The organism is Streptomyces sp. NPDC033165, from assembly GCF_055577965.1.
In genome coordinates, this window is record NZ_JBVIPK010000006.1 from 310,872 (window position 1) to 333,583 (window position 22,712).

Below are 22,712 nucleotides of genomic sequence, written 5' to 3' on the forward strand. Positions count from 1 at the left end.
GTGCAGGGCCCGTTCGATCGCTGCGACGTCCGGTTCACGGGTACGGGCGGCGGCGGACGTTCCGGCTCCGGTTGGTGGGCGGCCCCGTCGCCCGGAACCATGCCCCTGACCTCGTCTCCATCCGGGGGACGAAGCCCCCTAGGGGGCACCCCCTCATAGCGGCCAGGGCCCCTTCCTCCCGGCGGAGGACGTGGTGGGCGGGGGCGCTTCCTTAGCCTTTTCTTACGTCGCGCTTGCGGCGTACCGCAGGGGGGCAGGTGGGGAAAACCCCACCTCAAGACTGTGCTGGGCACCATCGTGCCGGAACCCCTCCTGAACCCAGACTTGGGCTGTACCCAAAAACGTCCAGTCATCGACTGACATAGGAGATATACCGTGACAACGGCTGTGACCATTCCCAGGCACGGGGGCACTGGAGGGCGTACGGCCGTCGCGGCGCGAGCGCGGCAGGTCGTGAAGGCGTACGGCACCGGGGAGACCCGGGTCGTCGCGCTCGACCATGTGGACGTGGACATAGCCCGCGGGCAGTTCACGGCGATCATGGGCCCGTCCGGCTCCGGCAAGTCCACCCTGATGCACTGCCTGGCCGGGCTCGACACGGTCACGTCGGGCGAGATCTTCCTCGACGAGACCGAGATCACGGGGCTCAAGGACAAGAAGCTCACCCAACTCCGGCGCGACCGGATCGGGTTCATCTTCCAGGCCTTCAACCTGCTCCCGACGCTCAACGCGATCGAGAACATCACGCTGCCGATGGACATCGCGGGCCGCAAGCCGGACGCCGCCTGGCTCCAGCAGGTCGTGGAGACCGTCGGGCTCGCCGAGCGGCTCAAGCACCGCCCCACCCAGCTCTCCGGCGGTCAGCAGCAGCGCGTCGCGGTCGCCCGGGCGCTCGCCGCCCGGCCGGAGATCATCTTCGGTGACGAGCCCACCGGAAACCTGGACTCCCGGGCTGGTGCCGAAGTCCTGTCCTTCCTCCGCAAGTCGGTCGACGAGCTGGGTCAGACCATCGTCATGGTCACCCACGACCCCGTCGCCGCCTCCTACGCGGACCGGGTGCTCTACCTTGCCGACGGCTCCATCGTCGATGAGATGTACAACCCGACGGCGGACCAGGTCCTCGACCGTATGAAGCACTTCGACGCACGTGGGCGGACGTCATGACTGTCTGGAAGACCTCGATGCGCAACTTCTTTGCGCACAAGGGCCGGATGGCCCTATCGGCTGTGGCGGTGCTGCTGTCGGTGGCGTTCGTCTGCGGCACGCTCGTGTTCACCGACACGATGAACACCACCTTCGACAAGCTCTTCGCCGTCTCCTCGCCCGACGTCACCGTCAGCCCGAAGGAGGCCGACGAGAACGACGAGCAGCCCGCCGACGGCAAGCCCGCCTCGCTGCCCGCCTCCGTGATCCAGCAGGTCGAGAAGGCCGAAGGGGTCGAGCGCGCCGAGGGTGCCGCCTTCTCCATGGCGGTCACCGTCGTCAACAGCGAGAACAAGAACATGGGCTCCGAGACCGGAGCCCCCACCATCGCGAGCAACTGGACCCGGAACGACCTGCGCTCGATGGAGATCACCTCAGGACACGCGCCCCGCGGTCCCACCGAGGTGATGGTCGACGCCGACACCGCGAAGAAGCACAAGCTCAAGATCGGCGACGAGCTGCGCACCATCGCCGTCACCGGTGACATCAAGGCGAAGATCAGCGGCATCGCGTCCTTCACCGTCACCAACCCGGGCGCGGCCGTCGTCTACCTCGACACCGCCACCGCCCAGAAGCACCTGCTGGGCGCCCCCGACGTCTTCACCCAGATCCTGGTGACCGCGAAGAGCGGCGTCAGCGACACCCAGCTCAAGAAGAACGTGGCCGCCGCCCTCGACGGCTCCGCCGCGTACAAGTTCCAGACCCAGCAGGAGGCCGCCGACGCCAACAAGGACTCCATGGGCGCCTTCCTGGACGTCATGAAGTACGCGATGCTCGGCTTCGCCGGAATCGCCTTCCTCGTCGGCATCTTCCTCATCGTCAACACCTTCTCGATGCTGGTCGCCCAGCGGACCCGCGAGATCGGCCTGATGCGGGCCATCGGCTCCAGCCGCAAGCAGGTCAACCGCTCCGTCCTCCTGGAGGCCGTCCTCCTCGGCATCGTCGGCTCCGTCCTCGGTGTCCTCGCCGGCATCGGACTCGCCGTCGGGCTGATGAAGCTGATGGGCGCCGTGGGCATGGAGCTGTCCACCAGGGACCTCACCGTCGCCTGGACCACCCCCGTGATCGGCCTGGCGCTCGGCGTCGTCGTCACCGTCCTCGCCGCGTACATCCCGGCGCGCCGGGCCGGCAAGGTCTCCCCGATGGCCGCCCTGCGCGACGCCGGGACCCCCGCCGACGGCCGCTCCGGCCGGGTCAGGGCCGGTATCGGTCTGGTCCTCACGGCGGCGGGCGGTGCGGCCCTCTGGGCGACCACGCAGGCCGACAAGGCCACCGAGGGCTCGATGTTCCTGGCCCTGGGCGTGCTGCTGACCCTGATCGGCTTCATCGTGATCGGCCCGCTGCTGGCCGGTGTGGTGGTGCGGGCCCTCAGCGTCGTCGTCCTGCGGCTCTTCGGCCCGGTCGGCCGACTTGCCGAGCGCAACGCGCTGCGCAACCCCCGGCGTACGGGAGCGACCGGCGCCGCCCTGATGATCGGGCTCGCCCTGGTGGCCTGTCTGTCCGTCGTCGGGTCCTCCATGGTGGCCTCGGCCACCGAGGAGCTCGACAAGTCGGTCGGCGCGGACTTCATCGTCCAGGACAGCGGTGCCGGGCGGCCGATCGTGCCCCAGGCCGCCGACGCCGTGCGGGCCGTGCCGGGCCTGGAGCACATGACCGACTACACCTTCGTCAAGGCGAAGATCACCGCGCCCAACGGCAAGACGGAGGACGAGGGCGTCGTCGCCGCCGACCCGACGTATCAGAAGGACGTCCGCCGCACGGCGGTCTCCGGCGACCTCGCGAAGGCGTACGGCAAGAACGCCATGTCCGTCGGCGACGAGTACGCCGAGCGGCACGGGGTGAAGGTCGGTGACACCCTCACCGTCGCCTTCGAGGCGGGCCGGACGGCGAAGCTGAAGGTCGCGGCCATCACCTCCGACGACACCAACATCGACCGCGGTGCGATGTACACCAACCTCACCACGGCTGCCTCCCACATCCCCGCCGACCGGATGCCGCAGAACGTGGTGATGTTCGGCAAGGCGGAGGAGGGCAAGGAGAAGGAGGCGTACGCGGCCCTCAAGAGCGCGCTCGCCGAATACCCGGTCTACAAGGTGCAGAACCAGGCCGACTTCAAGGAACAGCTGAAGGACCAGATCGGCCAGCTGCTGAACATCGTGTACGGTCTGCTGGCCCTCGCGATCATCGTCGCCGTGCTCGGTGTGGTGAACACCCTCGCCCTGTCCGTCGTCGAGCGGACCCGGGAGATCGGCCTGATGCGCGCCATCGGGCTCTCCCGCCGCCAGCTGCGCCGGATGATCCGGCTGGAGTCCGTGGTCATCGCCCTCTTCGGCGCCCTGCTCGGACTGGGCCTCGGGATGGGCTGGGGCACCGCGGCACAGAAGCTGCTGGCCCTGGAGGGCCTCGAAGTCCTGGAGATCCCGTGGCCGACGATCCTCACGGTCTTCGCCTGCTCGGCGCTCGTCGGACTGTTCGCCGCTCTCGTCCCGGCCTTCCGGGCGGGCCGGATGAACGTCCTGAACGCGATCGCTACGGACGGGTGAGGGGGCGCACGGACACGTGGGATGACTCCTGCGGGGTCACCGTAGGATGACGGGCAGGCCCCGGGACGTTCCTCCAACGTCCCGGGGCCGATCCTGTTCTTCCGGGCCTGCCGCGGGCCGATCCTGTTCTTCCGGGCCTGCCGCGGGCCGAGCCTGTTCTCCCGGGCCAGGCCCGGGGCGGGTCCGTTGTTCCGGGCCTGCCTTGGGCCTATCCGGGCCTTCCGGGCCTGTCCCGGGGCGGGTCCGCTGCCCGGGCCAGGCCCGGGGGCTCCGGGAAGCGGGCTCCCCGCCGGTTGCGGGAGCGGCTGTCACCCCCGGGCCGTAGGCTGGAACCCCCGGCCCGTACCCGGGGTGTCCGGCGGATCAGAGCCGGTCACCCTCCACGTGTCGGGCCCTTCGCGTTGCCCCCTGGCAGCAGCCGGCTGCCAGCAACCCCTTGATCACCCGGACGGAAACCCCATGAGTCTGCACGGTCTGCTGGATGTCGTCGTTACGGACCCGGCGCTCGCCGAGGCGGTGAAGGCCGCCGAGGACGGGCACCGGATGCACGTTGACCTGGTGGGTCCGCCCGGTGCGCGCCCGTTCGCCGTGGCCGCGCTGGCTCGGCAGACCGGCCGTACGGTGCTGGCCGTGACCGCGACGGGCCGGGAGGCCGAGGACCTGGCCGCCGCGCTGCGCACGCTGCTGCCGCCGGACACGGTGGCGGAGTTCCCGTCCTGGGAGACCCTGCCGCACGAGCGGCTCTCGCCCCGCTCGGACACCGTGGGCCGCCGCCTCGCCGTGCTGCGGCGCCTGGCCCACCCGCGCGAGGACGACCCGGAGACCGGCCCGGTCTCCGTCGTCGTCGCACCGATCCGGTCCGTGCTCCAGCCGCAGGTCAAGGGGCTCGGCGAGCTGGAGCCGGTGAGCCTGAGCAGCGGGCAGAGCGCGGACCTGGGGGAGGTGGTGGACGCCCTGGCGGCCGCCGCGTACACCCGGGTCGAACTGGTCGAGAAGCGGGGCGAGTTCGCCGTGCGCGGCGGGATTCTCGACGTCTTCCCGCCGACCGAGGAGCACCCCCTTCGGGTGGAGTTCTGGGGCGACGACGTCGAGGAGATCCGCTACTTCAAGATCGCCGACCAGCGGTCCCTGGAGGTAGCCGCACACGGGCTGTGGGCGCCGCCCTGCCGTGAGCTGCTGCTGACCGACGAGGTGCGGGAGCGGGCGGCGGCGCTGGCCGAGGCGCACCCGGAGCTGGGCGAGCTGCTCGGCAAGATCGCGGAGGGCATCGCGGTCGAGGGTATGGAGTCGCTGGCCCCGGTGCTGGTCGACGACATGGAGCTGCTGCTCGACGTGCTGCCGAAGGACGCGATGGCGCTGGTCTGCGACCCGGAGCGGGTGCGTACCCGGGCCGCGGACCTGGTCGCCACCAGTCAGGAGTTCCTCCAGGCGTCGTGGGCGGCGAGCGCGGGCGGCGGCGAGGCCCCGATCGACGTGGGCGCGGCCTCGCTGTGGGGCATCGCGGACGTCCGGGACCGGGCCCGCGAGCTGGGCATGATGTGGTGGTCCATCTCGCCCTTCGCCGCCGACGCCGCCGACCACGACGACGACACCCTCCAGCTCTCCATGCGCGCCCCCGAGGCGTACCGGGGCGACACCGCCCGCGCGCTCGCCGACACCAAGGGCTGGCTGGCCGACGGCTGGCGCACGGTGTACGTGACGGAGGGCCAGGGCCTCGCCTCCCGTACGGTCGAGGTGCTGAGCGGGGAGGGCATCGCGGCCCGTCTGACCCCGGACCTCACCGAGATCGCTCCCTCCCTCGTGCACGTCTCCTGCGGGGCCATCGATCAGGGCTTCGTCGATCCGGCGCTCAAGGTCGCCGTGCTCACCGAGACGGACCTGACCGGCCAGCGCACCGCCACCAAGGACCTGGGCCGGATGCCGGCCCGCCGCCGGAAGACGATCGACCCGCTGACCCTGGAGGTCGGCGACTACATCGTCCACGAGCAGCACGGCGTCGGCCGGTACGTGGAGATGGTGCAGCGTACGGTCCAGGGCGCGACCCGCGAGTATCTGCTCGTCGAGTACGCCCCCGCCAAGCGCGGTCAGCCCGGCGACCGCCTCTACATCCCGACCGACCAGCTGGAGCAGGTCACCAAGTACGTCGGCGGCGAGGCCCCGACCCTGCACCGGCTCGGCGGCGCGGACTGGACGAAGACGAAGCAGCGGGCGAAGAAGGCGGTCAAGGAGATCGCCGCCGACCTCATCAAGCTCTACTCCGCCCGGATGGCCGCCCCCGGCCACGCCTTCGGCGCGGACACACCCTGGCAGCGCGAGCTGGAGGACGCCTTCCCGTACGCGGAGACGCCCGACCAGCTCTCCACGATCGCCGAGGTCAAGGAGGACATGGAGAAGACGGTCCCGATGGACCGCCTGATCTGCGGCGACGTCGGCTACGGCAAGACGGAGATCGCGGTCCGCGCGGCGTTCAAGGCGGTCCAGGACGGCAAGCAGGTCGCGGTCCTGGTCCCCACGACCCTTCTCGTCCAGCAGCACTACGGCACGTTCACCGAGCGCTACTCCCAATTCCCCGTCAACGTACGGGCACTGAGCCGATTCCAGTCCGAAACGGAGTCCAAGGCGACGCTCGAAGGGCTCAAGGACGGCGCGGTCGACCTGGTCATCGGCACCCACCGCCTGTTCTCCTCCGAGACGAAGTTCAAGGACCTCGGTCTGGTCATCGTGGACGAGGAGCAGCGCTTCGGCGTCGAGCACAAGGAGCAGTTGAAGAAGCTCCGCGCCAACGTCGACGTCCTCACCATGTCCGCTACGCCCATCCCGCGTACGCTCGAAATGGCGGTCACCGGCATCCGCGAGATGTCCACGATCACCACCCCGCCGGAGGAGCGCCACCCGGTCCTCACCTTCGTCGGCCCGTACGAGGAGAAGCAGATCGGCGCGGCCATCCGCCGTGAACTCCTGCGGGAGGGCCAGGTCTTCTACATCCACAACCGGGTCGAGTCCATCGACCGGGCCGCTGCCCGCCTGCGCGAGATCGTCCCCGAGGCCAGGATCGCCACGGCCCACGGCCAGATGTCGGAAGCGGCCCTGGAGCAGGTGGTGGTGGACTTCTGGGAGAAGAAGTTCGACGTCCTGGTCTCCACGACGATCGTCGAGTCGGGCATCGACATCTCCAACGCCAACACCCTGATCGTCGAGCGCGGCGACAACTTCGGCCTCTCCCAGCTGCACCAGCTGCGCGGCCGGGTGGGCCGAGGCCGCGACCGCGGCTACGCCTATTTCCTGTACCCCCCGGAGAAGCCCCTCACCGAGACCGCCCACGAGCGCCTCGCCACGATCGCGCAGCACACGGAGATGGGCGCGGGCATGTACGTGGCGATGAAGGACCTGGAGATCCGGGGTGCGGGCAATCTCCTGGGCGGCGAGCAGTCCGGCCACATCGCGGGCGTCGGCTTCGACCTGTACGTCCGCATGGTCGGCGAGGCGGTCGCCGACTACCGGGCCCAGATGGAGGGCGGCGTCGAGGAGGAGCCCCCGCTGGAGGTCAAGATCGAGCTCCCGGTCGACGCGCACGTCCCGCACGACTACGCCCCCGGCGAGCGCCTCCGCCTCCAGGCCTACCGTGCGATCGCCTCGGCCTCCTCGGAGGACGACATCCGCGCGGTCCGCGAGGAGTTGACCGACCGCTACGGCCCCCTGCCCGAACCGGTCGAGAACCTCCTCCTGGTCGCAGGCCTGCGCATGCTGGCCCGCGCCTGCGGGGTCGGCGAGATCGTCCTCCAGGGGCCCAACATCCGCTTCGCCCCGGTGGAGCTCCGCGAGTCCCAGGAGCTCCGCCTGAAGCGTTTGCACCCCAAGTCGGTCATCAAGCCGGCCGCCCACCAGATCCTGGTCCCGCGCCCGACGACGGGCAGGATCGGTGGCAAGCCGGTCATCGGCCGCGAACTGCTGGCGTGGACGGGGGAGTTCCTGACGACGATCCTGGGGTCGTAGGTCCGGGTTCCAGACCCCATCGGGCCTCGCCGGACCTGTCCGGTGCGGCCCGATGGCCCGGTGGGGCGCCGAGGGCCGCTTGAACGCGACCCCGCGACGCGGGATCAGTTCCGCCTGCTCCGCCTCCCCGGAGACTTGCTGGTGCTGCGCACCCCGCGGGTGGTGTTCAGCGACCACGCCCCGGCCCGTTGATGCCACGGTGATGGTCAAGGCGGGGCATCTGTACGAGGTGCAGGACGAGTTCACCCCGGGAACCGGCTGAACCCACGGCGCGGAGCCGCCGCCCGGCCGCGGGCCGGCCATGAATGCCTCCACGGCGGGGGCAGACACCCATAGGATTCTCCGCGTCCGGTTTCTCCGCGCCAGGCCCGTCAGGCCCGTCAGGATGGCTCCACGTGATAGCTCCCCGTACGTACCGAGCAGCGGCCCTGCCCGCCCTCAGCGCCCTCGTCGTGCTCGCCCTGGCCGGGTGCAACCCCGGCGGCCTCGCGGCCGAGGAGGATGGGGGCAGCGGCGGCGCGCAGTCCGCCGAGGGCTTCGGCGCCAGCCCGCTGGACAACCCCGACGGTACGAAGCCGGGTCTGGCCCCCCTCACCACCGACGCGGACCGGGCCGCCGCGCGCAAGGTCATCGAGAAGGTGGCCACCAAGGGGCGCGGCCCGAAGACCGGGTACGAGCGGAAGAAGTTCGGCTCCGCCTGGAAGGACGGGATCGACGGCATCCCGCTCGCCCGGAACGGCTGCGACACCCGCAACGACCTGCTCGCCCGGGACGGCAAGGACATCGAGCACCGGTCGGGCTCCGACTGCGTCGTCGTCTCGATGAAGCTCAAGGACCCCTACACCGGCCGGAGCATCGACTGGCGCAAGCAGCAGGCGACCGCGGTGCAGATAGACCATGTGATGCCGCTGTCCTACAACTGGCAGATGGGCGCCGCCCGCTGGAACGACACCAAGCGGGAGCAGATCGCCAACGACCCGCTCAACCTCCTCCCGGTGGACGGCCCGGCCAACAACGCCAAGCGCGACTCCGGCCCCGCTTCCTGGCTGCCGCCGTACAAGCCGGTCCGCTGCTCGTACGCGGTGCGGTTCGCCCAGGTCTCGCTGAAGTACGAACTCCCCGTCACGGCGGCGGACAAGGAGGCCATGCTCGCCCAGTGCGGGGGATGAGCCGTCCGTGCGGCCCTCGTCCGGCGGGGGCACGGCCCCGTGGCCCCGCCGGAATGGCTCCTAGGCCTTGCCGCCGCAGATCACGTCGTACGGCCTGCCCATCGCCATCATCAGCTGCATGGGTTCCGTCGTCGCCGCGGGGCACTCCTCCTTCTCCTTGACCAGGGCGAGGACCTTGAAGGCGTCCGACCCGGCCGAGGCGCAGGCGATCTCCTTGGCGGTCGACGTCACGCAGTCGCCCTCCACCAACTGGCCGCCCCCGGCGCCCGCGTCGCCGGGGTGGTCCCCTGACAGGTTCCGGCCGCAGACGGTGTTGGTGGGGATACCGCCGGCCTTCTTGTCGTCGCCGGAGCCGAAGACCCGGGAGACCTGAATGATCAGGTCCGTTCCGGCAGGGCACTGGATGGCGTTGGGCATGAAGCTCGCGGGCCGGATCTCCAGCGCCTTGAACGTCGCTCCGGACTCGTCGCAGTCGAAGGCGCGGTAGCCGTCCGGCTTGTTGTCGGGGTCCGGGCCTCCGCAGTCGCCGACCTCCCACGAACCGCCCTTGCCGTCCGAGGCGGAAGAGGACGAGGACGAGGACGACGAGGACTTCGAGGAGTCGTCGCCGAAGATCTTGGACGCGCCGTATGCCAGTCCGAGGATCACCGCGAGCACCACCAGGCTCTGCAGGCACCCGGCAGCTCTCCGGGGGCGGGGCGGTGTACTGCCGGGCTGGGTCATGGTGCTGCTCCTCGTCGGGTGACGCACGGGTACGAAGTCACGGGTGGGGACGCGGCATGTGCACCTCACGGTTCCGGTCGGCCGGGAGGGCTGTGCCCGCGGCCGGGACCGGGCGCCGACGGCACGGAAAGTCGCTGGTCGGACGGGTGACGGTCTCCTAAGGTCGGCATCATGGAGCTGAAGATCACCACGCTCGCCGAGCGCCCCGAACTCGCCGCCGCCCTGGACCGGATGCCGGACACCTGGCCGGAGTTCGTGCTGGAGGACGTCGTCGGCTGGGCCAACTTCCCGCGGATCGCCGTCGAGTTCCCGCAGTACGTTCTGGTCGCCACCGACCCGGAGGGCGCGGTGGTCGCCCGCGCCTACAGTGTCCCCTTCGCCCTGGACGCTCCCGGGCGCGGGGGGCTGCCCGTCGGCGGCTGGGACCGGATGCTGCTGTGGGCGTTCTCGGACCTGCGGCGCGGGCGGACCCCCGACACCGTCGGCGCGATCGAGATCACGGTGGCTACCGGCCGCCAGGGGCAGGGCATATCGGGCCGGATGCTCGCGGCGATGCGGGCCAACGCGGAGCGGCTCGGCTTCCGGGAGGTCGTCGCCCCGGTGCGGCCGAGCGGCAAGCATCTGCGGGCAGCACTGCCGATGGAGGAGTACGCCCGGCTCACCCGGCCCGAGGACGGGCTGCCCGAGGACCCGTGGCTGCGGGTCCACGTCCGGGCGGGCGGGGTGGTGGACTCGGTCGCGCCGGTGTCGATGACGGTGAGCGGCTCCCTCGCGCAGTGGCGGGAGTGGACCGGTCTCCCGTTCGACACGGACGGGCCGGTGGAGGTGCCGGGGGCGCTGGTCCCGGTGCACTGCGCGCTCGCGCACGGCTACGCGGTGTACACCGAGCCCAATGTCTGGGTGCGCCACCGGGTGTGAGGGCAGGGCCCTTCGCCGCTCCGGCCGCTCCGGGCACTCCGGGCGGCTCCGGGCACTCCGGGCGGCTCCGGGGCCTGGGGCGCGTTGGCCACGGGCGTTGTTGACGCTGGTTGGGCTTGATCACGGCGAAGGCCCGCGGCGGGGTCGGACCGTAGGAGGACTTGAATCAGCCAGTGACGCTGGTGGGTGCCGTCCTGGTGTCGCGGTGCATGATGTGGCCGGTGGCGGTGAACGCCTCATTGCCGACCAGCGCGCCGGTCCGGGTCTCGGTGACGGCGAATCCCTCGCTGGCGTAGAGCGCCTCGGCGGCTGGGTTGCCGTCGAGCACGGTGACTTCAACCCTCGGGCCGGCAGCGGCAACAGCGTGGCGCAGCAGTGTCCTGCCGATTCCCTGGCGGTAGCGCTGCGGGTCGACGTACAGCCAGGTGACCTCGTCGTCATCGAGCGCGACGAAACCGGCTACGCTCCCGTCGGCCTCCGCCACCCACAACTGGCCGTCGAACAGCCCCTCCTGCTCAGCGGTCTGCGCGAGCGTCAGGAACGCCTCGACACCGGCGGAGTTGCGCAACTCGTCAAGGCGCGCGGCATCGTGAATCCGCCCGATCGCGTCCCAGTCATCGTTGGCGTAAGGCCGAATCTCGATCTTCACGGGTGGCATGCGCGCAATCCTCGCGGTCCACCCACGGCCGGCGCAACGCGTTTACGCCGCTACCGCGGCCCGCGGCGGGTGGGGGCGGGATGACCGTCGCGGATCCCGAACGCCAACGCCGAATTGCCGCGCCGCGCGCGTCGCGTCGCTGAGCCGCCCTTGCGCCCAGCCGCCGGCCGACTGCCGGGCGCGCCGGATCGGGATACCGCAGGCATCCGGCGCGCCGGCCCGGACGGATCACGTCACGGGCCCCGACACGTATCCAGACCTCAGGACGCCGAGGTCGGTAGTCACGGTCGGACCCAGCGGCCTCGTGATCCGCCGGACGCTCCCTAGCCCTCCAGGTCGACCACGTCCTTCGCGGCGGGCTTCTTCGCCACGACCGGCACGTCGAAGTCGGAGAGGTTCATCGTCATCGGTTCCTCGCCGCCCTTGGACGTGACGCGCAGGAGATACGGCTCGCCCTCGGCGGCGACGTCGAAGGTGAACGTCTCCTTGCCGTCCTTCTCCGTGAGGCGCAGGGCCGACTTGCCCGCCACCTTCGAGGGGCCCACCTTGCGAGCGGCGTTGTCGGCCGCCTCGAACTCCTTCAGGATGGCCTTCAGATCGCAGAACTCGGTCGCTTCCTCGGCATCCGGGTCCGAGGCCTTCGACTCCATCCAGCGGCCCGCTATCAGCTCGACGGCCGCGTCGATGTCGGCCTTCGGCTCGCCCTCCCCCTGCTCGCGCAACAGGGCCTCGTCGAGCTTCGTGTAGACCCTGTCGCCGGTCTTGATGACCTCCATCGTGCCCGTCCCGCCCATGCTCATGGTCCCCGTGCAGTCGCCGCCCAGGCTTGTGGCGAAGTCGGCCTTGATCCGGCCGTCGGAGGTGGTCATGTCGAGGCCGATCCGCAGGGACTTCACCTCGCTCGTGGCCGTGAGGGCCTTGTTGGCGACCTCCGGCCCCGACTGGTTCGCGAACGGCCCGGTCTCCTCGGGCCCGGAGCCCGCGCCGCATGCGGCGAGGCCGAACAGCGACAGCGCGCAGACGGTGTTGACGGAAATGCGGGTGATGAGACGCATGGTCAGGGCTCCGGGGGAGAGGGGCGCGGGGCGCCGAACAGAGTGAGCGGAAGTGGCCCGGTGGGGACGGGGCAATAACAGCAGAAGCTGTGAACCGAGTCAACACGGTTCACGGGTGACAGGTTGGGTAATGGTCCTTGTGGGTGTGGTGCGGGAGAGTCGCTATGCTCGCGGGCAGGCAGTGCGCGGACGTACTACGTGGACGACCAGGGGGAGAGCCAGTGCCGGAGAACTCGACCGAGGTCACCGCGGCCGGGATCGCGCGGCTCGCGGGGGTGGGGCGTGCCGCCGTCAGCAACTGGCGCCGCCGCCACGCCGACTTCCCCCAGCCCGTCGGCGGCACCGGCACCAGCCCGTCCTTCTCGCTGCCCGAGGTCGAGCAGTGGCTGCGCGACCAGGGGAAACTTGCTGAGGTCCCCCTCCGTGAGCGGGTCTGGCAGCAGGTGGCCGGACACCCGGCAGGGGCCGTCGAGGCACTGATCCACACCGGCTGCGCCCTGGTGCTCGTCCGTGACCGGCCCACCGCCTGGCTGGAGCTCACCGCCGCCCCCGACGAGCGGGTGGCGGCCCTCCTGCCGCACGCCCTGGAGCACGTCCTCGCGGACCGCCTCGGCCCGGCCGCTCCGGAGCCCGAGGCCGACCGCTCTGTGCACACTGACCGTGCTGTGCATGCCGACCGCGCTGTTCACACCGGCGGTGTTGTGCACACTGACCGTGTTGTTCGCACGGACCGCGCTGTTCAGATCCCCACCGCGAGCGCTCTCCTGCCGTCCGTACCGCTCCTGCGCGCGGCCGCCGAGCTGGCCGCCGGGATCGGGGCTGGGCAGGTCTTCGAGTTCCTGCTCGGGCGGCAGCTCGACGCCAATCCCCGTCAGTACACGCTGACTCCGCCGCATCTCGCCGCGCTGATGGCTGCCCTGGCCGCCCCCGCGAAGGACCCGGGGCGGGCTCCCGGCGGCAGGCAGTCCGTCCGTACGGTCCTCGACCCGGCCGCCGGGACCGGCGCCCTGCTCCGCGCGGTCGACGGCCCCGCGGCCTTGTACGCCCAGGAGGCCGACCCCGCACTCGCCGCTCTGACCGCGCTGCGCCTGGCGCTGTACGGCGACGGTCCCGGGGTTGACGCCCCTGCCCGGGTCGTGCGCACCGGCGACACCCTGCGCGCCGACGCGTTCCCCGCGCTCGCCGCCGACACGGTGCTCTGCCACCCGCCCTTCAACGAACGCAACTGGGGCCACGACGAACTGGCCTACGACCCGCGCTGGGAGTACGGCTTCCCCGCCCGCACCGAGTCCGAACTCGCCTGGGTCCAGCACGCCCTGGCCCGCCTGCGCGACGGCGGCACCGCCGTCCTGCTGATGCCGCCCGCCGCCGCCTCCCGGCGCTCCGGCCGTCGTATCCGCGCCGATCTCCTGCGCCGGGGAGCCCTCCGCGCGGTGATCGCCCTCCCGGCCGGGGCGGCGCCCCCGTACGGCATTCCGCTCCACCTCTGGGTCCTGCGCAGGCCGGAGGCCGACGTCCGGGCCGGTGCGGACCTGCTCCTGGTCGACACTGCCGACCCCGCGGGCTCCGCCGCTGACCCGGGCGCCGGGCCCGGCAAGGCGGCGGGCGGCGGTGGGCGCGACCGGCTCGACTGGCCCGCCGTGCACACCACCGTGCTCGACGCCTGGCGCGACCGGGCTGACCTTCCGGGCGTCAGCCGCGTCGTGCCCGTGGTCGACCTCCTCGACGACGACGTGGACCTGACCCCGGCCCGCCATCTGCCGCGCCCCGCGCCCGGCGGCGGCGCGTCCGGACTCGGAGAGGTACGGGAGCAGCTCGCCGAGACGCTCCGGCTGACCGCGCGCCTCACTCCACCGCCCGCCGAGCCCTCGGCCCCCGCCCGCCGCCCCCTGACCACCGTCGGCGAACTCGCCCGCGCCGGGGCGCTGTCGCTGCGCACCGGCAACGCCTTCCCGGGCGGCGGCGCGGGGCCCGTCCTCACCGAGCACGACGTCCTCACCGGGACCCCGGCCACCCCCGCCGGAACCGCAACCGCCGACCCCGCAACGCCCTCCGCCCCCGCAACGCCCTCCGCCCCCGACGAACCCGTCCTGCTCGAACCCGGTGACGTCGTCGTGCCCGTGCTCGGCGGCGGGGCCGTCGTCCGGGTCGTCGACGAGGCCGACGCGGGCGCGGCCCTGGGCCGCAACCTCCAGCTGCTGCGGCCCGACCCGGCCGCCCTCGACCCGTGGTTCCTCGCCGGGTTCCTGCGCGGCACCGCCAACAACCGGCAGGCCAGCAGCTATGCCTCCACCGCCGCCCGGCTGGACGCCCGACGCCTCCAGCTGCCCAGGCTGCCGCTGGCCGAACAGCAGCGGTACGGGGAGCAGTTCCGCGCCCTGGCCGCTTTCGAGGACGCACTGCGGACGGCGGGGCGGCTCGGCGGGCTGCTGGTCCAGGGGATGTACGACGGCCTGACGGACGGCACGGTCGCACCGGGCTGAGGCCCGGCGCACAGCTCGTGCACAACGGTTGGGTACATCTGGGGACGGCCCGTCGGTGCCGGTGTATACGCTCACTGCACACGTCCGACATACGCCCCCAGGAGCAGCACATGCACGGCTACGGCTATCCGCCGCAGCAGCCGCCGACGCCCCGGCCGTCCTCGGGGACGCTCGTCGCGGTGCGCGTGATCCTTGTCGTCGTGACCGTCCTGAGCTGCGGTCTGCTGGGCTGGGCGGCGATGCTGCGGCTCGCGATCGTCACCCGCAGGCCGCGCGACTGGGTTCTGCTGGCGGTCGTGGTCGTTCTCAACGCCGGGCTGTTCGCCTTCATCATGGCCACCCCGGACGACCCCGACGAGATGACGGACGCCCAGGCGCTGATCCTCTTCTTCTGGCTCGTCGGCGTGCTGGCCGGAGTGATCGCCTACTACCTGTACGCGGAAATCCGCCACTACAGCACTCCGCAGCCCCACAGCGGCCCCGCGCAGCCCGTGCCACCCGTGCACCCCGCGCCGCCCGCGTACCAGCAGCCCAACCCGTACACCGTCCAGGCCCCGCCGCCCGCCCCCGCGCCCCGGCGCCTCGACCAGGTGCGGGCCGAGCTGGACGAGCTGAGCGACTACCTCCGCAAGGAGGGCGAGGGCCGGTGAGCGGGCGGATCATCGCCGGCCGGTACGAGCTCGCGACCATCCTCGGCCAGGGCGGCATGGGCCAGGTGTGGACGGCGTACGACCGGCGGCTGGACCGCCGCGTCGCCGTGAAGCTGCTGCGCCCCGACCGGGTCGCCGGGCCCACCGGCAGCGACGCTGCCGACGAACTGCGCCGCCGGTTCGTCCGCGAGTGCCGGGTCACCGCGCAGGTCGACCACCCGGGCCTGGTCACCGTGCACGACGCGGGCAGCGACAGCGAGGACCTCTACCTCGTCATGCAGTACGTCGAGGGCGCCGACCTCGCCGACCACCTGGCCGAACAGGACCCGTACCCCTGGCCCTGGGCCGTCGCGGTCGCCGCCCAGCTCTGTGCCGTCCTCTGCGCGGTGCACGCCGTGCCGATCGTCCACCGCGACCTCAAGCCCCGGAACGTGATGGTCCGCCCCGACGGCACCGTCACCGTGCTCGACCTCGGCGTCGCGTCCGTCCTCGACACGGACACCACCCGCCTCACGCACACCGGTTCACCGATCGGCTCCCCGGCCTACATGGCCCCCGAGCAGGCGATGGGCGGCGCGGTCGGCCCGTACACCGACCTGTACGCCCTGGGAGTGCTGCTGCACGAACTGCTCAGCGGCGACGTGCCGTTCGCCGGGTCCACCGCGCTCGGCGTCCTGCACCGCCACCTCTACGAACCGCCGGTCCCGGTCCGCCGCACCCGCCCCGAGATCCCCGCCGCGCTGGAGGCGCTCGTGCTGCGGCTGCTCGCCAAGGACCCGCAGGCCCGGCCCGCCTCCGCGCAGGAGGTGTACGAGGAGCTGGCCCCGCTGCTGCCGAAGCACGGGGCTCCCGCCGGGCCGCTCGACCCGACCCGCCCGTTTCTGCGGCCGCACGCCCCGTGGCCGGACCGGGCCGCGGCGGCGGCTGCCGTGGCGGCTGCCGTGGTGCCCGCTACCGCCCCCGCGCCCACGTCCTTCACCGGCGCGTCGCCCGCCCCGACCCCGCCCCCGGTCACCTTCGGATCACCTGCGCAACCCACTCCCGTACCGCAACCCACTCCCGTACCGCACGCCACTCCCGTACCGCAGCCCGCCCGGCCGGACGTGGCGCGTGCCGTGGACGAGGTGAAGCGGCTGCTCGGCGAGGGGCGGATCACGCAGGCGGTGGACATCCTCGGCGCGACCCTCCCGGCCGCCGCCGCCGAGCACGGCGAGCACTCACCGGTCGTCCGCATCCTGCGCAAGCAGTACGCCGCGACGCTGATGGACGACGGGCAGTACCGCCGCGCTCTGCCCGAGCTGCGCCGCCTCACCGAGGACCGCACCGCCGAGGCGGGCCCCGCCGACGCCCAGGTCCTCCAGTTCCGCTACGACGCCGCCCAGTGCCTCGAACAGCTCGGCGAAGCCGTGGCCGCGCTCGGGGAGTACCGCGCGGTACTCCCGTACTACGAGAACGCCTACGGGGCCGCCGCCTCCGACCCCGGCCGGGCCCTCGACATCCGGCATCGCATCGGACAGCTGCTCCTGGCGGTCGGCGACCACACGGCGGGCCGGGCCCAGCTCCAGTCGCTGCTGTACGACGCCGAGCGCACCTACGGGCCGCACCACCCGCTGCCGATGGACCTGCGCCGCCTCCTCAGCCACCAGCGGGACGTCCGCGGCGGCTGAGGACGGCCCCCGTCCCCGGCCACATCCCCAACTCCTCCCGAATCGTTGGTCGAATCAGTGGCACAGGCCACATCCACTGCCTAACATCGATCACCGCAAGGCTTTGTGCACCGATGCACAAACTCTCCCCGGGAGGCTCCTTTGCACCGCCGTCGTCGCACCGCGCTCTCCGTCCTCGCCGCAACGCTCGTCGCCGCCCCGCTCCTTTCGGCCTGCGGCAACCAGGCCCACCCCGGCGCCGCGGCCGTCGTGGGCGGCGAGCGCATCGAGGTGTCGGCGGTCCAGGCCCAGGCGGCGGACGTCCGCAGCGCCCAGGAGAGCTCCCCGCAGGCCGTCCAACTGGTGAACAAGTCGGGCCAGCTCAGCCGCGCCAAGCTGCACGGGCTGATCTTCAGCCGCATCCTGGACCGGGCCGCCGAGGACGCGGGCGTCACGGTCACCCGCAAGGAGATCCAGGAGATGCGGCTCGCCAACCGCGCGCAGTACGGCGGCGAGGAGCAGCTCCGGGCGATGATGCTCCAGCAGCGCTGGCTCGCCCCGGACCAGATCGACGCCGACATGCGCCAGGAGGTCCAGCTCCCGAAGCTCGCCGAGGCGCTCGGTGCGGACCTCGGAACGCCTGCCGGACAGCAGGTCGTCGGCGAGGCGCTGACCAAGGCGTCGAAAGCGCTCGACATCGACGTCAACCCGCGCTTCGGCACCTGGGACGACCAGAAGATGCAGCTCGGCAACTACAGCGCGCCCTGGATCAGCCAGGTCACCACGTTCGCCCCGCAGGACCCCCAGGCGGGCGCCTGAGCCGACGCGGAGCCGTCCGCCGGGGCCCGGGAGCCCGGGGTAGGTTCGCAGGGTGAACGCCGAAGCCCCCGCCGCCCCCGACACCTCACCCGACCCCGGCCGTATCGTCCTGCTCACCGCCAGCCACCGGGTCGCGCCCGGCCTGCTGTCCTGGCCGGCCTGGCAGACGCTGCACGCGGCCGACCGGGTCCTGTGCACCGACCCGGACCAGCCCCAACTGCCCTACCTGCGCGAGGCGGGCGTCCGCGTCGAGCAGGCCGCCCCCTCCGCCGACGAGCTGGTCGCCGCCTGCGCGGGCGGGCGGATCGTGGTCGTCCTGGTCGGCGGCGAGGGCGACAGCGCTCTGACCGACGGCCTGGCCCGGCTCGGCGGATCGGGCCGGGTGGCCATGCCGGACCTGGAGCTGCTCCCCGGCTCCTACGACCTGCCCGGCGCCCGCCTTCTGGACCTGGTCCAGGTCATGGACCGAATCCGCCGCACGTGCCCCTGGACCTCACGGAAGACGCACAAGGGCCTCGCCAAGTACGCCATCGAGGAGGCGTACGAACTGGTCGAGGCGATCGAGGACGGAGACCGGGACGAACTGCGCGAGGAGCTCGGTGACGTCCTCCTCCAGGTCGTCTTCCACGCGCGCATCGCCGAGGAGCACCCCGAGGAGCCGTTCGACGTCGACGACGTCGCGGGCGGCCTCGTCGAGAAGCTGATCCACCGCCACCCGCACGTCTTCGGCGACGAGAGTGCCGAGACCCCGGAGGACGTCCACGCGCACTGGCTGCGCACCAAGGCGATCGAGAAGCAGCGCACCTCGGTCACCGAAGGCGTCCCCCTCGGACAGCCCGGCCTGGCCCTCGCCGCGAAGCTCGCGAGCCGTGTCCGTACCGCCGGACTCACGGTTCCTCTGCCCGCCGGCGACACCATCGGCTACGAGCTCCTCGCCCTCGCCGTACGCGCCGAGGCGGACGGCGCCGACCCGGAGGCCGCCCTCCGCGCGGCGGCCCGCGCCTACCGGGACGCGATCGTGGCAGCGGAGGGCGAGGCGGGTTAGTACCGTGACAGCAGGGGCTTTACGAGGGGCGGGGAACGGGTGTGGACGCTGAACTGGAGGCGCTGACGGACGCCTTGATGCAGGCGACGCTGAGCGCCGAGTGGTGGCGTGAGAGGTCCGCAGGGGTGAGCGCGCCGCTCGGGGACTTCCTCCGCCAGGTCCGGGAGTGGCAGCGCACGGGGGACACCTCGCTCCAGAGGTCCGCCACCCGACGCAGGGTCAGGGCGATGCTCCAGGACATGGGGAGCAGGCAGCCGGAGGAGACCGCGCGACTGCGACGGATACTTGAGGACCGCAGAACGGCGGAGCTGCGCCGCGCTCGCGCGGTCATGGCGCGGTGGCCCGCCGAGCGGGAGCCCTCACCTGCCGTCGGCGTCACCTCCACGCGCAACGCCGTCTCGGGCGGCACCTTCCACGAACCGGTGATCCAGGCCGGGACCGTCACCGGCGGCATGCACACCTACTACGGACAGCCGCCGCACCCCGGCCTGTCCCCGGTCACCGACTGGCCGCAGCTGGACCTGGCCGACCCGATCGACCTCGGCGTGCGCCGCCCGCGCCGTATCGCCGACGAACCGGCCCTGCCGCGTTACGTGGCACGGGACTGCGACCCCGGACTGGAGGCCCAGGTCCGGGCGGCGGCGCGGAACGGCGGGCTGGTGCTGGTGACCGGTGAGCCCCTCTCCGGGAGGACCAGGACGCTCTGGTCCGCGCTGTTCACCAATCTCTCCGGCACGACGAGAGTCCTCACCCCGGTGCCGGGCACGGATCTGCGCCAGCTGCCCGCCGTGCTGCGCGCCCGGGGCGGCACGGAGTGCGTGCTCTGGCTCGACGACCTGGACGGCCACCTCGGCGAGCACGGGCTGACCGCCGCCCTCCTCGCCGAACTCGTCCGCCTGCGCGTCCCGGTGCTCGCCACCATGAGTGACGAGGCGTACGACGCCCACCGCTTCGGCAGCCCCGCGCACGCCCGTCTCCTGAGCGGCGTGGAACCCGTCGAGCTGAGCACGGAGTGGTCCCCGGCCGAGCTGGAACGGCTCGCGGACGCCGCCCGCGACGACCTCCGCCTGGCGGGCGCGTACACACATCGCACCCGGCACAGCACCCCCGCGTACCTCACGGTCGGGCCGGAACTCCTGGGCGAGTGGCGGCGGGCCCGTCGGGCGAACGCGCACCCGCTCGGCCACCGCCTCGTGCTCGCCGCGATCGACCTGGCGCGCTGCGGGGTGGAGGCGGCGGTCCCGGCGGACGTGCTGCGCGCGGCGAGCGACCTCTACGAGAGCGCGGTCCCGGGCGCTCCGCGCGAGGACTTCGACCGGGCCCTCGCCTGGGCGTCCGGTATGCGTCACGGCGTCACGGGCATGCTCGTGCCCGGTACGGAGGGCGGCACCTGGCGGGTGTACGGCTCCCTGGTCGAGGACGCACGGGACGGCCTGCCGGGTTTCGGACCTGTTCCGCTGGGGCTGTGGCCGCGCGCTTTCGAGGCGGTCGCGCGCGAGGACGCCGCGTCGCCCGCGGTGGACGTCGTCCTCGAATCCGCCCGCGCGGTCCTGGGGCCGCAGGCGGACAGGGACCCGGAGGCGCTGCTGACCCTCGGCCGCATCGAGGAGGAGTACGGGGACGACGCGGCCGCCGAGGGCTGGTTCCGCCGGGCCGCGGAGGCGGGCAGCACCGAGGCGGCGGGCCGACTGGGGAGTCTGCTGTTCGACCGGGAGGACATGGCGGCCGCGACCCCGTATCTGGAGGAGGCCGCGGAGAGCGGGAACGTCGAGGCACAGCGGCTGCTGGGCATCGCCCTCGCCCAGCGGTCGGAGCACTGGCTGCGGGTGGCGGCGGAGAGCGGTGACGCGGTCTCCGCGTTCTGGCTGGGCGACCTGCTTCGGGGCGACGGGGACCACCAGTCGGCCCTGCACTGGTACCAGAGGGCCGCCGAGTGGGGCCGGGTGAAGGACGTCGCCTCGCGCATCGGCTCGCTGTACTACTCCTGGGGCGATTACGAGGAGTCGGTGCGGTGGCACCGGATCGCGGTGCGGGAGGGAGACAGCCAGGCGGTCAATGATCTCGGCCTGTCCCTTGAGCAGCGCGGCGAGACGGAGGAGGCGGCCCTCCTGTTCCAACAGTCCGCCGAACAGGGGAGTGCCACAGGGGCCAGCAACTTCGGCCTGCTCCTGGAGGAACGGGGCGAACCGGAAGAGGCCCGGAAGTGGTTCGCGAAGGCCCACGAACTGGGTGACTACGCCGCGGCCTACCTGCTCGGGCTCTCCCTGACGGCGGAGGCACGGTTCGACGAGGCCGAGGAGTGGTTCCGCAAGGCCAAGGAGATGGGCCATCACTACGCCGAGCGCGAGTTGGCCGACCTCAAGGCGGCCCGGACCGCAGACAGGCCCGACGGCTCCACCGCAGGGGCTCCCGATACCGTCGAGGAGTGAACGACAGCCCCTCCTGCCCCCACGCCGCTCCTCCCGAAGGCGCCCCCGAACTCTTCACCTGGGAGTTCGCCACCGACCCCTACCCCGCCTACGCCTGGCTCCGCGAGCACAGCCCCGTACACCGGACCGCGCTGCCCAGCGGGGTCGAGGCGTGGCTCGTGACGCGGTACGGGGACGCCCGGCAGGCGCTCGCCGACGCGCGGCTGTCCAAGAATCCGGCGCACCACGCCGAGTCGCCGCACGCGAAGGGGAAGACGGGCATTCCGGGCGAGCGCAAAGCGGACCTGATGACGCATCTGCTGAACATCGACCCGCCGGACCACACCCGGCTGCGCCGGCTCGTGTCCAAGGCGTTCACCCCGCGCCGGGTCGCGGAGTTCGCGCCCCGGGTGCAGGAGCTGACGGACCGGCTCATCGACGACTTCGTCGAGAAGGGGGAGGCCGATCTGATCCATGACTTCGCCTTCCCGCTCCCCATCTACGCCATCTGCGATCTGCTCGGCGTCCCGCGCGAGGACCAGGACGACTTCCGGGACTGGGCGGGCATGATGATCCGGCACGGCGGCGGTCCGCGTGGCGGGGTGGCGCGGTCGGTGAAGAAGATGCGCGGCTATCTCGCCGAACTCATCCACCGTAAAAGGGAGAATCCGGGCGACGACCTGATCTCCGGGCTGATCCGGGCCAGCGACCACGGCGAGCACCTCACGGAGAACGAGGCCGCGGCGATGGCGTTCATCCTTCTCTTCGCCGGGTTCGAGACGACGGTCAACCTCATCGGGAACGGCACCTACGCACTGCTGCGCCACCCCGAGCAGCGCGCCCGGCTGGAAGTCTCCCTGGACGCGGGGGAGAGCGGGCTGCTGGCCACCGGGATCGAGGAACTGCTCCGGTTCGACGGGCCGGTGGAGCTGGCGACCTGGCGGTACGCCACCGAGGCGCTGACGCTGGGCGGGCAGGAGATCGCCGCCGGCGATCCCGTGCTGGTGGTGCTGGCGGCCGCCGACCGGGACCCTGAGAGGTTCGCGGAACCGGACACTCTGGACCTCGCACGGAGTGACAATCAGCACCTCGGTTACGGTCACGGCATCCACTACTGCCTGGGAGCGCCGCTGGCCCGGCTGGAGGGCCAGGCCGCACTGGCCACGCTGCTGAAGCGGCTTCCTGGCCTGCGACTTGCGGCAGAACCTGCCGATTTGCGCTGGCGCGGCGGCCTGATCATGCGTGGACTGCGGACTCTCCCGGTCGAGTTCGAGCCCGGAAGCCGTCTCGAAAAAGGTGACTCGCTGTCAACTCTGTGACTTTCGCGTGATCTGCGCTGCATCGACTTGTGACATGCGTTCGAGTCCCGCTAGGTTCACGGTTCGACGCGTCGGCCGCA

At 72.1% G+C, this 22,712-nt stretch carries 15 protein-coding genes and 1 pseudogene; 13 read left to right on the forward strand and 3 right to left on the reverse strand.

Features of this window, described 5'->3' with window-relative positions:
• Positions 1 to 375: 375 nt before the first annotated feature.
• From ACZ5WC_RS17405 to ACZ5WC_RS17425, 5 genes and pseudogenes are all read left to right on the forward strand, one after another.
• Positions 376 to 1,164 carry an ABC transporter ATP-binding protein gene (locus ACZ5WC_RS17405; protein WP_096630763.1) on the forward strand — a complete coding sequence of 263 codons (789 nt, stop codon included), beginning with the start codon at positions 376 to 378 and terminating at the stop codon, positions 1,162 to 1,164.
• On the forward strand, positions 1,161 to 3,746 hold the full coding sequence (locus tag ACZ5WC_RS17410; RefSeq protein ID WP_468541590.1) for an ABC transporter permease: 2,586 nt from the start codon (positions 1,161 to 1,163) through the stop codon (positions 3,744 to 3,746). The genes ACZ5WC_RS17405 and ACZ5WC_RS17410 overlap by 4 nt, the downstream gene beginning before the upstream one ends.
• Positions 3,747 to 4,205: 459 nt before the next feature.
• On the forward strand, positions 4,206 to 7,739 hold the full coding sequence (gene mfd, locus ACZ5WC_RS17415) for a transcription-repair coupling factor (protein WP_468541591.1): 3,534 nt from the start codon (positions 4,206 to 4,208) through the stop codon (positions 7,737 to 7,739).
• A gap of 96 nt (positions 7,740 to 7,835) precedes the next feature.
• Positions 7,836 to 8,001 (forward strand): annotated as a pseudogene (locus ACZ5WC_RS17420) (GntR family transcriptional regulator); the annotation flags it as partial.
• A gap of 133 nt (positions 8,002 to 8,134) precedes the next feature.
• Positions 8,135 to 8,908 carry an HNH endonuclease family protein gene (locus ACZ5WC_RS17425; protein WP_468541592.1) on the forward strand — a complete coding sequence of 258 codons (774 nt, stop codon included), beginning with the start codon at positions 8,135 to 8,137 and terminating at the stop codon, positions 8,906 to 8,908.
• Between the two features lie 60 nt (positions 8,909 to 8,968).
• Here ACZ5WC_RS17425 and ACZ5WC_RS17430 read toward each other — a convergent pair whose 3' ends face one another.
• Positions 8,969 to 9,631, reverse strand: coding sequence for a hypothetical protein (locus ACZ5WC_RS17430; protein ID WP_468541593.1), 663 nt, complete (start codon positions 9,629 to 9,631; stop codon positions 8,969 to 8,971).
• 171 nt (positions 9,632 to 9,802) lie between these two features.
• Here ACZ5WC_RS17430 and ACZ5WC_RS17435 point away from each other — a divergent pair, with 171 nt between their 5' ends.
• Positions 9,803 to 10,549 carry an N-acetyltransferase gene (locus tag ACZ5WC_RS17435; protein ID WP_468541594.1) on the forward strand — a complete coding sequence of 249 codons (747 nt, stop codon included), beginning with the start codon at positions 9,803 to 9,805 and terminating at the stop codon, positions 10,547 to 10,549.
• A gap of 166 nt (positions 10,550 to 10,715) precedes the next feature.
• Here the strand turns inward: ACZ5WC_RS17435 and ACZ5WC_RS17440 are convergent, their stop codons facing one another.
• A complete protein-coding gene (locus tag ACZ5WC_RS17440; RefSeq protein ID WP_468541595.1) occupies positions 10,716 to 11,198 on the reverse strand; it encodes a GNAT family N-acetyltransferase in 483 nt (160 codons plus the stop codon).
• Positions 11,199 to 11,530: 332 nt separating this feature from the next.
• The gene (locus ACZ5WC_RS17445; protein WP_468541596.1) at positions 11,531 to 12,262 is read right to left on the reverse strand and encodes a hypothetical protein; all 732 of its coding nucleotides are present in this window, start codon (positions 12,260 to 12,262) and stop codon (positions 11,531 to 11,533) included.
• 221 nt (positions 12,263 to 12,483) lie between these two features.
• Between ACZ5WC_RS17445 and ACZ5WC_RS17450 the strand changes: the two genes are divergently transcribed.
• From ACZ5WC_RS17450 to ACZ5WC_RS17480, 7 genes are all read left to right on the forward strand, one after another.
• On the forward strand, positions 12,484 to 14,745 hold the full coding sequence (locus ACZ5WC_RS17450) for an N-6 DNA methylase (RefSeq protein ID WP_468541597.1): 2,262 nt from the start codon (positions 12,484 to 12,486) through the stop codon (positions 14,743 to 14,745).
• 110 nt (positions 14,746 to 14,855) lie between these two features.
• The gene (locus tag ACZ5WC_RS17455; RefSeq protein ID WP_468541598.1) at positions 14,856 to 15,395 is read left to right on the forward strand and encodes a hypothetical protein; all 540 of its coding nucleotides are present in this window, start codon (positions 14,856 to 14,858) and stop codon (positions 15,393 to 15,395) included.
• 56 nt (positions 15,396 to 15,451) lie between these two features.
• The gene (locus ACZ5WC_RS17460; protein WP_468541694.1) at positions 15,452 to 17,062 is read left to right on the forward strand and encodes a protein kinase domain-containing protein; all 1,611 of its coding nucleotides are present in this window, start codon (positions 15,452 to 15,454) and stop codon (positions 17,060 to 17,062) included.
• A gap of 141 nt (positions 17,063 to 17,203) precedes the next feature.
• Positions 17,204 to 17,860, forward strand: a complete 657-nt coding sequence (locus ACZ5WC_RS17465; protein ID WP_468541599.1) for a SurA N-terminal domain-containing protein — start codon at positions 17,204 to 17,206, stop codon at positions 17,858 to 17,860.
• A gap of 52 nt (positions 17,861 to 17,912) precedes the next feature.
• Positions 17,913 to 18,905, forward strand: coding sequence for a nucleoside triphosphate pyrophosphohydrolase (locus ACZ5WC_RS17470; RefSeq protein WP_468541600.1), 993 nt, complete (start codon positions 17,913 to 17,915; stop codon positions 18,903 to 18,905).
• Between the two features lie 41 nt (positions 18,906 to 18,946).
• A complete protein-coding gene (locus ACZ5WC_RS17475) occupies positions 18,947 to 21,334 on the forward strand; it encodes a tetratricopeptide repeat protein (protein ID WP_468541601.1) in 2,388 nt (795 codons plus the stop codon).
• Complete coding sequence (locus ACZ5WC_RS17480; protein WP_468541602.1) at positions 21,331 to 22,632, forward strand: cytochrome P450 family protein; 1,302 nt, start codon at positions 21,331 to 21,333, stop codon at positions 22,630 to 22,632. The genes ACZ5WC_RS17475 and ACZ5WC_RS17480 overlap by 4 nt, the downstream gene beginning before the upstream one ends.
• Positions 22,633 to 22,712: the final 80 nt, after the last annotated feature.